We start from the raw sequence: 14,312 nt of genomic DNA on the forward strand, positions 1-14,312 counted from the left end.
GTGGCCGCCCCCGGCCAACGCTCACCCCAACACCCTGGGGGTGCGGCCCAACCCGGGTTGCCCCCGGCTTGCGCACTCACGATGTCTATTGGGTGGTGGTCAGGGGTGTCGTGGTGGGTGGGGCGAAGGCACCGAGGGTGAGGCCGAGGGCGGTCGGCGCGTCGGGAATGCCGCGTCCCGTGCGCAGGGCGTCCGGCGAGCCGGGGGCCGCCAGCGGGCGGCAGCTGGCGCGCAGGATGTCGAACAGGTGCTCCACTCGCGCGGCACCGTGCATCGGGAGTTGGCCGCGGAAGTGCTCGTGGTGCGCGAGGACCAGCGCGGCCAGACCGGCGATGTGCGCCGCAGCCAAGCTGGTGCCGTCCAGGACGGCATAACCGTTCCCCGGCGCTGCGGACAGGACTGCCACGCCCGGTGCGCATACGTCGATCTCCGGACCCGCGGCGCTGAACCCCGCCGAGTACAGGCCGTCGGGGGTGACCGGCATGGCCGGGTGCGTGGCGTGGGACGTGTCGGCCGGGTAGGTGCGCAGCGCTCCCAGCGCGCCGACGGTGAACACGGTCGGCAGGTTGGCGGGGAAGGCGACCGGTCCGGCGGTGTCCCCGGCGGGCGCGATGCAGGCGATACCGGCGTTGTAGGCATCCAAGAGCTTGCGCGCTACCAGTGTCGACGTGTTGGGGGACGCGACGGCGAGGTGCGCGATGTCGATGGATTGTTCGATGCAGCGGTCCAGCGCGGCGATCAGGTCGCTGGCGCGGCCGCCCGGCAGGACTCGGCAGGAGTCCAGTTCCGCGTCCACGGCGATGCCGACGATGCCGCTCTCGCTGTCCAGGCCAGCGATGATCCCGGCGCAATGGGTCCCGTGCCCGACCGGATCGTGGGCCCAGTCCCGTTCCTTGCCCCAGACGAAGTTGAGTCCGCTCCGGATCCTGCCCTTGAGGTCGGGGTGCTCGGTGTCGACTCCCGAGTCGATGGTGGCGATCCTGACGCCGTAGGCGCGGAACGTCGGCGGGACGCGGTCCAGTCCGAGCGCGCTGTGGCCCCAACTCAGGTGTTGCCGCTCGGACAGGTCCGGGAAGGTGTTCCCCAGCGGGGTCAGCGTGATCAGGTTGTCGTCGGTGCTCGTCAGCGCCGGGCGGACCAGCCAGCGGTCCCAGTGCTGTCCCGCCGGTTTGACGTAGACGGCTTGGACCTGCTCCGCGGTGTCCCCGGTCAGCGTGATGGTGGCGCGACCCTCGCGGTCGGTGACCGCCTGCGTCGGCCAACTGGCACCGAGGAGGTACACGCATGCACCCGCCACGGGTTTGCCGTCATCGTCGGTGACGCGGAAGGGCAGGTTCGTGATGTCCTCGCCGAGGGGGACGATCATGCTCGGGTCGTGCAGGAAAAGCCCGTCGACTCCGGGGGTCGGGGCGCTGTAGGTCAGCGACCAGTCCCGTTCGACGTGCACCTGGGTGGACTCCAGGGCTTTGGCCTGCTCGGCGGTTGCCTCGATCACGACGATTTCCGGACAGGTGGGCGCGGCCAGCGCACCGTTGATCTTCGCGGCGGGGCGCAGCCGTTTGAGGACGGTGCCCGAGCCGTTGCGCCGTTCCAACGCGTCGCACAGGGTGTCCATGCTGATCGCTGCCACGCCGGGCGGCAGTTCGCGCTGCGGAACGGCCGCCACCATGTAGCGGTCCCGCCGCGGCTCAACCCGGCCGTTGTCCCGTGCTGGGCGGCTCTTCCGCCCGCGCGCCTGCTGGCCACCCTTCTGCTTCGCCTGTTGGCCACCGCGCTGCTCGGCGGAAGCCTGGGCGTCGGTGGACGAACCGTTCGCCGCGCCGCTCCTGTTGGTCTGCTCAGTCATCTCGTCTCCACGGCCCTTCTCGCCGTCGCATTGGTCATCCCGAAAAGCGCCACCGGCAACCGACTGCTGCCGTGGCCCGTTGTGACCAGGGCCGCGGCAGTGACCGGGGCGGAGAAGTGCCCGAGCCGATCACGGTCTCGGGCACCTCCCTCACATCGGATTCATCCGGTCACAGGAACGAACCCACCGCACCGCCGAACTGCGGCTGGACCTGCTGGGTCCACGGAGTCCACGAAGTCTGCTGGCTCCAGGGAGCCCACGAAGCCTGCTGGCCCCAGGGGGCCTGCTGGGACCACGGAATCTGCTGGGTCCATTGCGCCTGCTGGGTCCACGGAACCTGCTGGCCCCACAGCGCTTGCTGTCCGGACCAAGGCTGGAACCACTGCGCACCGAACTGGAATTGCGGCAACATCTGCACCAGTCGTGCCTGGATCACGTACGGCACCAGATCCAGCACCGCCGCGGCCGCCAGTTGGCTGGCGTGCAGGATCGCTGCCGGTGGCACGACCGGGGCCGCCTGTGGCTGGATCTGGCCGATCTGCGGCTGGATCATCGAGCCGAAGGGCACCTGGCCGGAAGCCGTGCTCGCGCCCAGTCCGTACATGGACTGCGCGGGGTTCGGCGCAACCATCGCTGTCATCCGTTCCTCCTATGAAGCGGGGAAATGCCCGGTAGATCTTGGATATCCGGGACTTGCAGGCAGCCCAGACGCTAGGGAGGCCACCAGACCCCAGCAACCGGAGTTCACCCGTGCGACGAGACCCGACGAACGAACAACGCCCCGAACGAAGCAACATCGGTGGATCTTCGCGAAAAACCCGATGGTAGAGCCGAATTCTCTTCACGGACCGACGTCATGAACGGGCAGGCGCCCACCGCGGATCCGACGCGGAAGATCCACAGTGGTCACCAAGATCCTTGTGCGACCCACGACGCCCCACCGCCTGACCCGCGGTCTGGGGCTTGTCTTCGCAGCGGCGTGGAGTGGCGGTGCGCTGGCGTCCCGTCAGCAGACATGACCTGTACCAGATGGCCTAATCGCAAACGATTTTCTTGTTTGCGCTAACGAGTGCGCGTTAGGTGTTGGTCATGGCGACGTCAGGAAGGGGATGAACGCTCGTGGGCGATGTGATCCGGCCGTCTCGTCGTGACCTGTTGAAGGCAAGTGGTGCCACCGTGGCGCTCTCCGCGATGGGTGGCGTGCCCGTCGCGGCAGCCGAGTCCGTACCCGAGAATGCGGCCATGAGTACAACTGGCAGTCCTACCCTCAGCGAAACGCCGTTCGGGCAGCCGACGGCGTCGATTCCTGAGCCGGGCTCGACCATCACCGCGGTACGGGGGAGCCGCACGTCGGGTTGGGGCCTGCAGACCCGTTCGGAGGTGCTCGCGCGCAACGGGGTCGTGGCCACCAGCCAGTCGGTTGCCGCGCAGGTCGGGGTGCGGGTGCTCGCCGAAGGCGGGAACTCGGTGGACGCCGCCGTGGCCACCGCGGCGATGCTCGGCTTGGTCGAGGAGCTCAGTGCCAGTATCGGCGGCGACAGCTTCGCCCTGCACTACTCCGCCGCCGACCGCACGGTCTACGGCCTCAACTCGGCCGGATGGGCGCCCGCGGCGTGGACGCCGGAGTACTTCCGCAGCCGGGGTTACACCCCGGAGACCGGCATGCCCAACGACGGCATCGATTCGGTCACCGTGCCCGGCGCGGTGGCGGGTTGGGACCAGTTGTTGAAACGCTTCGGCCGCAAGGATTTCCACGCCGTGCTGCAGCCCTCCGTGGAACTCGCGGAGCAGGGTTTCGGAGTCACCGAACGAATCCGCAGCCAGTGGGACGGTGCGGTCGAGAAGCTGAGCAAGGACCCGGATTCCGCCCACACCTTCCTCATCGACGGCAAAGCCCCCGACCTGTATTCCATCTTCCGCAACCCGGACCTGGCCCGCGCCTACCGCGCGTTGCAGCGGCGGGGCGCGGATGCCTTCTACCGCGGCGAAATCGCCCAGGCCATCGTGGAAAAGAGCAAGGCGGTGGGTGGTGCGATCACCGCGGATGATCTCGCGGATTTCCAACCCGAGTGGGTGCAACCGCTCACAGTGGACTACCACGGCTACGAGATGAACCAGCTGCCGCCGACCACGCAGGGCTTCGCGGTGCTGATCATGCTCAACGTCATCAAGCAGATCACCCCGGTGCACGGCTACGACCTGGCGCAGCTCGGCCCGAGGTCACCGCAGTTCTGGCACTTCGTCATCGAGGCCAAGAAACTCGCCTACGACGACCTCAACCGCTACAACGGCGATCCGAACGTCGTCGACGTGCCGATGGACATGCTGCTGTCCGACGAGCACGCCATCGAGCTCTGCCGCCAGATCGATCCGAAGCGGGCACATCCTCCGCAGGTCCCCGGCGCGGTCAACTCCGGCACGGTCTACATCAGCACGGCGGACCGCTGGGGCAACATGACCTCGTTCATCTACAGCAACTTCTCCAACTTCGGCTCCGGCGTCACCATCCCGGGGTTCGGTTTTCCGCTGCAGAACCGAGGTGCGTTGTTCAACCTCGACCCCGCCTCGCCGAACATCGTGGCGCCGCACAAGCGTCCGTTCCACACGCTGATCCCGGCCTTCGTCACCCAGGACGGCCGACCGGTGCTCTCCTACGGGAACATGGGCGGCGGGGCACAAGCCCAAGCCCAGGCCCTCGAAATGGTGTTCATGGTCAACCTGGGCATGAATCCCCAGGCCGCTACCGACGCCGCTCGCTTCTACCACGACCACTTCAACGACCAGCTCGAACTGGAACCCGAGTTGCACGACCTCGTCGGCGCCCAACTCGCGGGGATGGGCCACCAACTCGCATCGCCGTCGAGTTCCAGCGTGGGCGGTTACCAGGCCATCCACTTCACCCCGGAGGAACCCGGCGACTGGCCCGCCGCCACCGGTCCCGACGGTCCGGTCAACGGCGTTTACCGAGCCGCATCCGACCACCGCAAGGACGGCACCGCCATCGGCTGGTAGCACACGTCGAAACCAGCTGATCCCAGGTTCGAAACGTGACACGCTCGGCGACAAGTCGCCGAGCGTGTCACGTTTCGATCGACTTCAGTGCGGAGATCGCAGTGGAGTGGGTGTGGCGGTAGATCACCGATGTCTTGAAACCGGTGACCTCTTTGCGCTTGGCGAGCCGATCGACGAGGAAGGCGTGCAGCCGATCGAGATCCTGCACCGCGACGTGGAGCAGGAAGTCGTCATTCCCGGCGAGCACGAAGATCGACAGCACCTCGGGCAGGGTCGCGACGAAGTCCTGGAAGGAATCGATCACCTGCCGGTGCAATGGCCGTACCTGCACGGAGATCATGGCTTGCACGCCGCGGTGCAGCGCAGCCAGCGAAACGTCCGCGTGGTAGCCGCGGATCACGTCGCGCCGTTCGAGGGCGCGGACGCGCTCCAGGGCCGTCGAGGGTGCGACGCCCAGCCGTCGGGCGAGTTCGCGGTTGGTCTGCCGTGCATCGGTCTGCAACTCGGCCAGGATCGCCGAATCAAGTTCGTCCATGACCGGAAAATAACATGATATTCCGGTCGTTTGTTCGGATTATCAAGTTGATTCCATTCATTTCAGTATGGTCATCGCCATAACGTCGTACATACGGGCGAGTCTCAGGCGAAGTGCGGATCATCTGTTCGGGCTCGGTTCTCCGCCTGCGAATCCTGGAGGAACACGTGAATGCGACCAGCGGTCACCAAGCATCGAGGTTTGAGCACGAGGAGGTCGTGGTGCGCCGCGGCCAACGCAGCGGGTTGCCGATCATCGTGGCAATCCACTCGACAGCGCGGGGGCCCGCCATCGGTGGGTGCCGCTTCTGGCAGTACCCGCACTGGACCGACGGTCTCACCGACGCGCTCCGCCTGTCGGCGGGCATGACCGACAAGTGCGCTGCCGCCGGGATTCGGCAAGGGGGCGGCAAGACCGTGGTAGCGCTGCCGCCAGGACAGGTCCTCGACCCGGCAGCTCGGCGTGACATCCTGCACGACGTCGGCGACGCCATCGACAACCTCGGCGGGCGGTACACCACGGGCCCAGACGTCGGCACCACACCCGATGACATGGCCACCATCGGTGAGCGCACGACGAGCGTGTTCTGCCGACCCCGTGAACTCGGTGGCAGCGGCGACTCGTCCCCGCGCACGGCCACCGGAGTCTTGGCCGCTCTCCAGGCCCTGTGCGCCCATCTCGACGGACGGGCCACGCTCGACGGCCGCCGGATCAGCCTGGTCGGCCTCGGCCACGTCGGAACCCTGCTGGCCCGCGAACTCGCCGCGGCCGGAGCGAAACTGCTCATCGCGGACATCGACACGACGCGGCGAGTAGTCGCAGCGGAACTCGGCGCTGAGTGGACCAGCCCGGAGCATGCCCTGACAGCCGAAGTCGATGTGCTCATCCCCGCCGCCCTCGGTGGCCAACTCACCGATGACCTCGTGCCCCGGCTCCGGTGCGCGGCCATCGCCGGACCGGCCAACAACCAGCTCGCCAACGAATCGGTTGCCGACCTGCTGCATTCCCGTGGCATCACCTGGGCGCCGGACTACCTGGTCAGCGCCGGAGGAATCCTGTACGCCACCGCATCCGAGATCGACCGACTCGGCCACGACCAGGCCGTTGAACGGGTGCGAACCATCGGTGCGAACCTGACCGCGGTCCTCGATGCCGCACGGCACGGGAACTGCAGCCCGCACCACGCCGCCCGCGCCCGAATCCACGCCCTGCTCCAAGTCCGCAACAAGCCGGAGCCCGCCAACTGACCAGCACCGTCGTGCTCTGAACCACGTTCTGCTGGCTGGAATTGGTTGTTGGTGGAAGTTGATTTCCTCGTGGTTGTGCCATTCTCGCGGATCTATGTCTCTTGTGGACGAATTGCGGCAAAGCCGCCCTGCCCTTCGTCCCACCGAGCGGGATCGGGCCGTTGGTGCGAGCCTGCAAGAGGTGGCCAAGGGGGCGGTGACGGATGAAAGCTTTCGTGATGAAGGAAATCGGCCAGGTCGGCTTCATGGACAAGGCCGTACCGCGACCGGGTCCGGGCGATGCCGTCGTGCGGACGACCGAAGCCCTCATCTGCACGTCGGACTCCCACACCGTCAAGGGGGGCATCGGGCCGAGGGAGAACTTGACGCTCGGCCACGAAGCGGTCGGTGTGGTGCACGAGGTGGGCAGCGAAGTGCGGGTGTTCCAACCCGGCGACCGGATTCTGGTCGGCGCCATCACTCCGGACTGGGGGAGCGCGGCCGCCCAGAACGGTTACCCCTCGCAGTCCGGTGCGCCGCTCGGCGGTTTCAAGTTCGCCAACACCAAGGACGGGGTCTTCGCCGAGTACTTTCACGTGAACGAAGCCGATGCCAACCTGGCGAAGATTCCGGACGGCATTTCCGACGAGGTGGCCGTCTACTGCGCCGACATGCTGTCGACCGGCCTCATGGGAGCCGAGAAGGGGAACATCCCCATCGGCGGCACGGTGGCCGTCCTCGCCCAAGGGCCGGTGGGGCTGATGGCGACGGCCGGGGCCCGGCTTCGCGGCGCGGGGCTCGTCATCGGGGTCGAATCCGTTCCCAGCAGGCAGAAGCTGGCGCGTATCTACGGTGCGGATGACGTCGTGGATTTCACGCGCGAGGACGTCATCGAGCGGATCCTCGATCTGACGCGCGGCGAGGGAGTGGACACGGCCATCGAGGCGCTCGGCGCGGACGCGACGTTCCAGACCGCCGTCAAGATCACCAAGCCGGGCGGGACGGTGTCCAACATCGGCTATTTCGGCGAAGGCGATTTCGTGCGCATTCCCCGCGTCGAGTGGGGAGTCGGAATGGCTGACAAGACGATCGCGACGGGGCTGTGCCCCGGCGGCCGGGTGCGCATGCAGCGGTTGCTTCGGCTGCTGGAGACCAAACGCGTTGATCCCACGCACATGACGACGCACAAGTTCCGCTTCGACGAAATGGAGCGGGCTTTCGAGGTTTCCGACCAGAAACTCGACGACGTCGTGAAGGTCCTGGTCACCTTCTAGCTCGGACGAAGGCCACTGCCTTCGCCAGGGGGCGAGGAGGCGCCATGCTCGATCCCGATCCGCCGTTCCGGCCGGTTGTCCGGCAGGACGGCTACCTGCGGTTGGAGGACCTCGGTCTCATCGGCGATGGCACGACGGTCGCGCTGGTCGGCCTCGACGGATCCATCCCTTGGCTGTGCCTGCCGCGTTTCGACTCCGAACCGGTGTTCTGCGGCTTGCTGGACCACGAGCGAGGCGGGCATTTCACCGTCGAACTTGAGGGCCTGGTGGAGGCCCGGCAGCGCTACGAGCCGGACACGGCGGTGTTGACGACCGAGTTGGCCAGTGCCACGGGCCGGGTCCGGATCACCGATGCGCTGACCCTTCGCTCGGGCGCCGATCTCACGGATGACGCTCCAGCGCAGCGGGCCGAACTGGTGCGTTCCGCGGTTGTCCTGGCGGGCGATGTCCGCTTGCGGATGGACCTGCGGCCGCGCGGCGGCGCGCAGGTCCGGCCCCTGTTCAGCGGACTGGAACTGCGGGTGCCCGGACGGCCCGACCTGCGCCTGCACCTGCGCTCCAACCGCCCCTTGACGGCCCTGGACAACACCTATGAGCTGCACCGGGGTGAGCGTCTCGATCTGGTGCTGTCCTGGGGTCGGTTCCACCGCCACCACCGGTTCGACACCGAGACGGTGCTGGCGGACACGGCTGATGCGTGGCGGCGCTGGATGGGGCACTTCAGCTACGGCGGCCCGGAGGAGTCGTTGGTTCGGCGTGCCGCGATCACCCTGAAACTGTGCGATGACTGGGTGAACGGTTCGCTGGTCGCGGCGCCGACGTCCTCGTTGCCCGCGCCGGTCGGCGGGGTGCGCAACTGGGATTACCGCTACACCTGGATTCGCGATGCGGCGTTCACCGTGTTCGCGATGCGCCGGATCGGCTTCGGCAGCGAAGCGGACGCCTTCCTGGGCTGGGTGCTCGACGCCTTCGAGCAGAGCCGGGTACCGCGGATCATGTACGACCTGCGCGGCAACCCGGTCCCCGACGAGATCGAGGACGCCGAGCTGGCGGGTTATCGGAACTCCGCTCCGGTGCGCTGGGGCAACGGCGCGGCTGACCAGCGGCAGCACGACGTCTACGGGGAGGTGCTGGATTGCGCCGACCAGTGGCTGCGCTCCGGCGGTGCGCTCCAGCCCGCGCTGTGGGCCGGTCTGACCGGGCTCGCCGAAGCTGCCAGCACGGCGTGGCGACAGCCGGATCAGGGCATCTGGGAGGTGCGCAGCGAAGGCCGGGTGTTCACGTACTCGGCCGGGATGTGCCAGGTGGCCCTGGACCGGGCCGCGGGGATCGGCGAGCGATTCGGCCTGCCTGGGCCCGTCGCCTCCTGGCGAGCGGCGGCCGACCAGCTGCGCCAGCTGATCCTGGACAAGTCCTGGGACGAGGACGCGAAGACCTTCCGCGAGCACCTGGACGGTGGCGGCGGCTTGGACGCGAGCTTGCTCGCGCTTCCGCTGCGGCAGGTCGTCCCGGCAGATCACCCGCGGATGGTGGCCACCACAGCGGCCATCGCCGACCGGCTGTCAGCCGGGGACGGACTGCTCTACCGCTACCGGCACGACCAATCGGCCGACGGGCTACCCGGCGACGAAGGCGCCTTCGTGCTGTGCAGCTTCTGGCTGGTGGACAACTTGGCGAGCCAGGGCCGGATCGAGGAAGCCGAGCGGCTTTACGCCTCGCTGTGCGCCCGGACCAGTCCGCTCGGCCTGCTGTCGGAGCAGATCGACCCGTCGACGGGCGAGTTCATGGGCAACTTCCCGCAGGCGTTCAGCCACATCGGCATCATCGCCAGCGGCGTGAACTTGGCCCGAGCGAGAGCGGGGGAAGCATGATCGATCGGCTCACCATCTTCGGCGCGTCGGGTGACCTCTGCGCGCGCTACCTGTTGCCAGGGCTGGCCGCCCTGCGGGCAGCTGGACACCTCGACGACCGGTTCCAGTTGACCGGCGCCGACCGCAGCGACTGGGATGACGCGCGGTTCCGGTCCTGGGCAGCCGCCCAACTCGACCGCCATGCCGACGCCTGGTCGGCCGACACGAGGCAGGCGGTCGCGGCTGCTGCCCGCTTCAGCCGGGCCGATGTCACCGACCCCGCCGCCGTCGCGTCCGCGGTCGCCGGTGATGGGCCCGTCGCCGTCTACCTCGCCCTTCCACCGGCGCTGTTCTCGCCCGCGGTCGCGGCGCTGGACCGCGTCGGCCTGCCGCCGGGCAGCCGGATCGTGCTGGAAAAGCCGTTCGGCGAGGATCTGGACGGCGCGGTGGAGCTGAACCGGTTGCTCGCCGACCTCGTGCCCGAGGACGCGGTGTTCCGGGTCGACCACTTCCTGGCCATGACCACCGTCGAGAACGTGCTCGGCAGCCGACTCGCGAACCGCGTGCTCGAACCACTCTGGAACAGCGCGCACATCGCCGAGGTGGAGATCGTCTGGGATGAGCACCTGGCGTTGGAAGGCAGAGCGGGGTACTACGACAGCGCCGGTGCGCTCAAGGACATGGTCCAGAACCACCTGTTGCAGCTGCTGTGCCTGGTAGCGATGGAGCCGCCGATCAGCCTCGGCGAGCGCGACCTGCGGGACCGGAAGGTCGATGTCCTGCGCTCGGTGCGGCCCCTCACCGACGAGGACGTTCGGCACCGCACGCGTCGCGCGCGCTACCTGGCTGGCCGGATCGACGACCACGACGTGCCCGCCTACGTCGACGAGCACGGTGTGGACCCGGATCGCCGCACCGAGACCTTCGCCGAGGTCGAGCTGGAACTGGACAGCTGGCGCTGGTCGGGAACGAATTTCCGGCTCCGCAGCGGCAAAGCGCTCGGCGGCGACCGCAAGGAGGTCGCGGTGCACTTCAGGCCGGTACCCCACCTGCCGTTCGGGCACAGCGGGGAAGCCCTGCCCAACGCGCTCCGATTCGGGCTCGATCCGGAAAGCCTGACCCTGGACGTGATGGGGACCGGTTCCCGGGCGCGCACCCTCGCGCCGCTCAGCCTGACCGCGCAGCTGGCCCAGCCCGACTTGCCTCCCTACGGTCGGCTCCTGCTCGACGTGCTCACCGGCAACCCCGCCCTGTCCATCCGCGGCGACGAGGCCGAGGAGGCTTGGCGGGTCCTAACACCTGTGCTGTCGGCCTGGTCCAGGAACCTGGTGCCCCTTGAGGAGTACCGGGCTGGCTCCAACGGGCCGGTGTCAACCCGGTCAGGCGACGGTGGCGCTTAGCGTGACTTTGATGTTGCCTCGGGTGGACTTGGAGTACGGGCACACCTGGTGTGCGCCTTCGACGAGTTCATCCGCGGTTTCCTGGTCGATACCACCGGCTTCCAGGTGCAGCGCCGCGCTCAGCTGGAACTCGTCGACGTCGGTGTCGTGGTGCAGCGTGACTTCCGCGATCACCGCGAGATCGTGCAGCGCGATCTTCTTCCGGCTGGCGACGCGCCGGACCGCCCCGACGAAGCACGACGCCCACCCGGCCGCGAACAACTGCTCCGGGTTGGTGCCGCCACCCGCACCGCCCAGCGCCTTCGGAACGGCGAGGCCGACATCGAGCAGCCCGTCATCGGAGGTGGCACGGCCGCCGTTGCGGCCTTGCGCCGTGGAAGTGGCCACTGCGGTGTAAGTGGTTTCAGACATGGCGGTTTTCCTCTTGTTGATTCGGTTTCACGGAAGATCACGGGTGGACGCCGCCCTGTCGCAGGCGCAGTACCACGCCGCGCCATCGACGGTGACGTGGCCGAGTGGGGGCCGGACATCGAGCACGTTCGGGCCGCGACGATTCGTAGGTTCTCCCGCGCGATCGCGGATCACGACCATCCCATTGCCAGCTGGTCGGGGGCGTGACGTGCCCGACCCGAGCTAGCGGGCGAGCTGGGAAGTGAGGGAACCAACGACGTCGGTGGCCAACTCGCCTCGTGCGATGGGACCGGGCGTGGCCGCGACGATGCCACGGCGCCTTGCGGCAACGAGTGCCTCAGCGAACCCGCCTCGGGAGGTGCATGCGGCGCGGATCGTGCTGTGCGGCGTGGCATGTGGCCACGCTAGGCACCCGGCGGCAGCCTCCGCAGCCGTCGGATGACGTCATCGGTGTACGTCAACCCCGACTGCGCTGGCTCGCAGCAGCGCCAGGGTCGTGTCCAGGGCGGCTTCCAGGTGGGCGATGCGGGCCGTGGACATCAGGATGACCACTCCGCCCTGCACCGCCGCGACGAGTGCGGCGGCGGTGCGGTCGGCATCCAGCCGCCGGTCGATCTGGTCGTTGTCCTGCATGCGCAGCACACCGGCGCGCAGCGCTGCCTGCCATTGGTCGAGCAGCTGTGCGGTGAGTGCTTGCGCTGCCGGGGTGGTGCGGCCCAGTTCGGTGATCAGCACGCCGAGCGGGCAGTTGACGCCCTGTTTCCGGTAGCGCGAGACGACCGCGTCGCGCCAGTCCTGCCATGCCTGCCAGGTGCCCAAGTCGCTCAGGTGCGGCTGCTGGTCCTCCAGGACCCGATCGGCTTCGCGTTCGGCGACCGCGAGCAGGAGTTCCTCCTTGCCGCCGGGGAAGTAGTGGAAGATCTGGCTCTTGCTGGTCGAGGTGCGGGCGCGGATGTCGTCGAGCGTGGTGGTCGTGGCACCTCGCTCGCGGATCTCGGCAGCCGCGGCCTCGACGATGCGGCGCTTGGTCGCGGCACCCTTTGCGGTCAGCATGGCACCCCCTCATTTCTGGACTTCGTGGTCCATTCTATCGGAGTGGATGCGTCTGCGCCGTCTAACCGTTGGAAAGGAACTCCCGAACCACGGTGTTGAAGAGTTCTGCGTTCTCCCGGAACAGCAGGTGGCTGCCGGACTCGGCCGCGGAGAACGTCCTCAGCTGCGCGTCCGGGATCTGCGCGGCGACCCAGCGCGCGACAGCGGGGCTGAAGATGCTGACCTCGCCACCGATGACCAGCGTGGGCACCGTGATGTGCGGCAGTACGTCGCGCCAGTCGTTGCCGTAGTGGTCCAGGTGCAAGGTCGCGGCATGTTCGCGGGGGAGGAGGAGGTTCTGCTCGACGATCCACTCGACCTCGTCCTCGCTCATCGCCGGAGTGTGCATCATGTCCACTATGGACCTCGTGGTGGCGATCGGATCGGTGCCACGCAGCCCGGCCGCGATCCCGAGACCAGCATCCGTGGTGAAGATCGCACCCAGCTCGCTGGCCTGACCCGCTGGCGCCAGGTCCAATGCGGCCATTGGCCCCTGGTCCACCAGAACGAGGCGGCTGATGCGGCTGCGGTCGAACAGGTCCCAGTAGCACCAGATGACCGCGCAGCCCAACGAGTGGCCGAGCAGCGCGACATCGCGAAGATCCAGTGCCTCAAGGAGATCGCGCAGGTCGGCGGCCAGTCGGGAGACCCGGTAGCCGTGCGGCGGCTTGTCGGAGTCGCCATGTCCACGATGGTCCACGGCAACCACCAGGTGGTCCCGCCCGAGATCGTCGATCTGCGCTCCGAACTCGGCGGCGCTCTGCGAGAAACCCGGCACCAGGACCAACGGGGCCCCGGCGCCTGCCGTCACGTAGTGCAGGCGCACGGAATCGTTGGTCACGATGTAGCCGCTCCGACGTTCACCCATGGTTCCTACTCTCGACGACGTCGTGAGTGGTTTTGGCCGCCAGAACGGCCATGACCACTCACGACAGCACTATTCGAACCGCACCTCGGCGAAATCGATCGACACCATCAACGCGTCGAGGTCGGGACGGCCGTTCTCGTCGCGGAGGTAGGCCCGCCGCTTCGTCGGCAGCCGGATGCCGTCTGCTTCGCGGTAGTCGTGCACGTACTGCGCAGCGGAGCCACCGCCGACCAACTCTCCCTGGTAGTCGTGGCGGCGCAACAGGAAATCCGCTCCGAAGTAGAAGTCCTGCACCGAGCTGTGGCTGACCACGTCCGGTGGAAAGGTCGCGCGCAGGCAGCGCCAGGTCTCGCCGTCCTCTTCGAGCGGATCGGCCTCGACCACCGAGAACCCTGCCATGACCAGCAGGAACGGCGTGGTCAAGTACGTCCACAGGGCGTAGCCGTTGAAGAACGCCCGGTGCAGCGGATCCCACGCGGTGTCCGCGCCGTGACTCGCGAACGAGGACTCGGGGTGCGGGCGTTCGGCGACGACCCGCCCGTCCAGTTTTTCGATCGCGATCCGGTGCGGGCTGAAGCTGGTCCGCTGATCCGGGGCGCCGAACGGCTGGACCGACGCCCACTGCCGATGCAGGGCGACGGTCATCCGCCGGGGTGCTGGGTCCTGCGGCTGCCCCTTCTGCCCGAACAGCTGCCCGCCGGTGACGATCGACGCGCTCACCGACGACAGCTCATGCCAACGACGCACACCGCCGTGCGCGGCGAGAACGTCATCCAGCAGATCAGTCATCCGGACCTC

The 14,312-nt window shown here is 68.0% G+C and carries 12 protein-coding genes; 5 read left to right on the forward strand and 7 right to left on the reverse strand.

The features are described from left to right. Positions 1-85: 85 nt before the first annotated feature. The gene (locus MOQ72_RS24340) at positions 86-1,846 is read right to left on the reverse strand and encodes a S8 family serine peptidase (protein ID WP_242187925.1); all 1,761 of its coding nucleotides are present in this window, start codon (positions 1,844-1,846) and stop codon (positions 86-88) included. A 169-nt stretch (positions 1,847-2,015) separates the two neighbouring features. After that, entirely contained in the window at positions 2,016-2,486 is a 471-nt protein-coding gene (locus tag MOQ72_RS24345) for a hypothetical protein (RefSeq protein ID WP_242187927.1), read from the reverse strand. 602 nt (positions 2,487-3,088) lie between these two features. On the opposite strand from MOQ72_RS24345, the gene ggt reads away from it, so the two are divergent. Next, a complete protein-coding gene (gene ggt / locus MOQ72_RS24350; RefSeq protein WP_277954638.1) occupies positions 3,089-4,858 on the forward strand; it encodes a gamma-glutamyltransferase in 1,770 nt (589 codons plus the stop codon). Positions 4,859-4,925: 67 nt separating this feature from the next. Here ggt and MOQ72_RS24355 read toward each other — a convergent pair whose 3' ends face one another. Beyond that, the gene (locus MOQ72_RS24355; protein WP_242187929.1) at positions 4,926-5,393 is read right to left on the reverse strand and encodes an Lrp/AsnC family transcriptional regulator; all 468 of its coding nucleotides are present in this window, start codon (positions 5,391-5,393) and stop codon (positions 4,926-4,928) included. 167 nt (positions 5,394-5,560) lie between these two features. On the opposite strand from MOQ72_RS24355, the gene MOQ72_RS24360 reads away from it, so the two are divergent. The 4 genes from MOQ72_RS24360 (at position 5,561) to MOQ72_RS24375 (ending at position 11,143) form a co-directional block, all read left to right on the forward strand. After that, complete coding sequence (locus MOQ72_RS24360; protein WP_242187930.1) at positions 5,561-6,640, forward strand: Glu/Leu/Phe/Val dehydrogenase dimerization domain-containing protein; 1,080 nt, start codon at positions 5,561-5,563, stop codon at positions 6,638-6,640. Between the two features lie 203 nt (positions 6,641-6,843). After that, positions 6,844-7,893, forward strand: a complete 1,050-nt coding sequence (locus MOQ72_RS24365) for an NAD(P)-dependent alcohol dehydrogenase (RefSeq protein WP_242187931.1) — start codon at positions 6,844-6,846, stop codon at positions 7,891-7,893. Positions 7,894-7,937: 44 nt separating this feature from the next. Beyond that, on the forward strand, positions 7,938-9,764 hold the full coding sequence (locus MOQ72_RS24370; protein WP_242187932.1) for a glycoside hydrolase family 15 protein: 1,827 nt from the start codon (positions 7,938-7,940) through the stop codon (positions 9,762-9,764). After that, positions 9,761-11,143, forward strand: coding sequence for a glucose-6-phosphate dehydrogenase (locus MOQ72_RS24375; protein WP_242187934.1), 1,383 nt, complete (start codon positions 9,761-9,763; stop codon positions 11,141-11,143). The genes MOQ72_RS24370 and MOQ72_RS24375 overlap by 4 nt, the downstream gene beginning before the upstream one ends. Here MOQ72_RS24375 and MOQ72_RS24380 read toward each other — a convergent pair. The 4 genes from MOQ72_RS24380 to MOQ72_RS24395 form a co-directional block, all read right to left on the reverse strand. Beyond that, complete coding sequence (locus MOQ72_RS24380; RefSeq protein ID WP_242187940.1) at positions 11,123-11,554, reverse strand: organic hydroperoxide resistance protein; 432 nt, start codon at positions 11,552-11,554, stop codon at positions 11,123-11,125. The two genes, MOQ72_RS24375 and MOQ72_RS24380, sit on opposite strands and share 21 nt — an antisense overlap. 444 nt (positions 11,555-11,998) lie before the next feature. Then, positions 11,999-12,607, reverse strand: a complete 609-nt coding sequence (locus MOQ72_RS24385; protein WP_242187941.1) for a TetR/AcrR family transcriptional regulator — start codon at positions 12,605-12,607, stop codon at positions 11,999-12,001. Positions 12,608-12,668: 61 nt separating this feature from the next. After that, the gene (locus MOQ72_RS24390) at positions 12,669-13,514 is read right to left on the reverse strand and encodes an alpha/beta fold hydrolase (protein WP_242187942.1); all 846 of its coding nucleotides are present in this window, start codon (positions 13,512-13,514) and stop codon (positions 12,669-12,671) included. A 69-nt stretch (positions 13,515-13,583) separates the two neighbouring features. Beyond that, entirely contained in the window at positions 13,584-14,303 is a 720-nt protein-coding gene (locus MOQ72_RS24395) for a hypothetical protein (protein WP_242187943.1), read from the reverse strand. Between the last annotated feature and the right edge of the window lie 9 nt (positions 14,304-14,312).

This window comes from Saccharopolyspora soli (assembly GCF_022678645.1).
GTDB lineage: Bacteria > Actinomycetota > Actinomycetes > Mycobacteriales > Pseudonocardiaceae > Saccharopolyspora > Saccharopolyspora soli.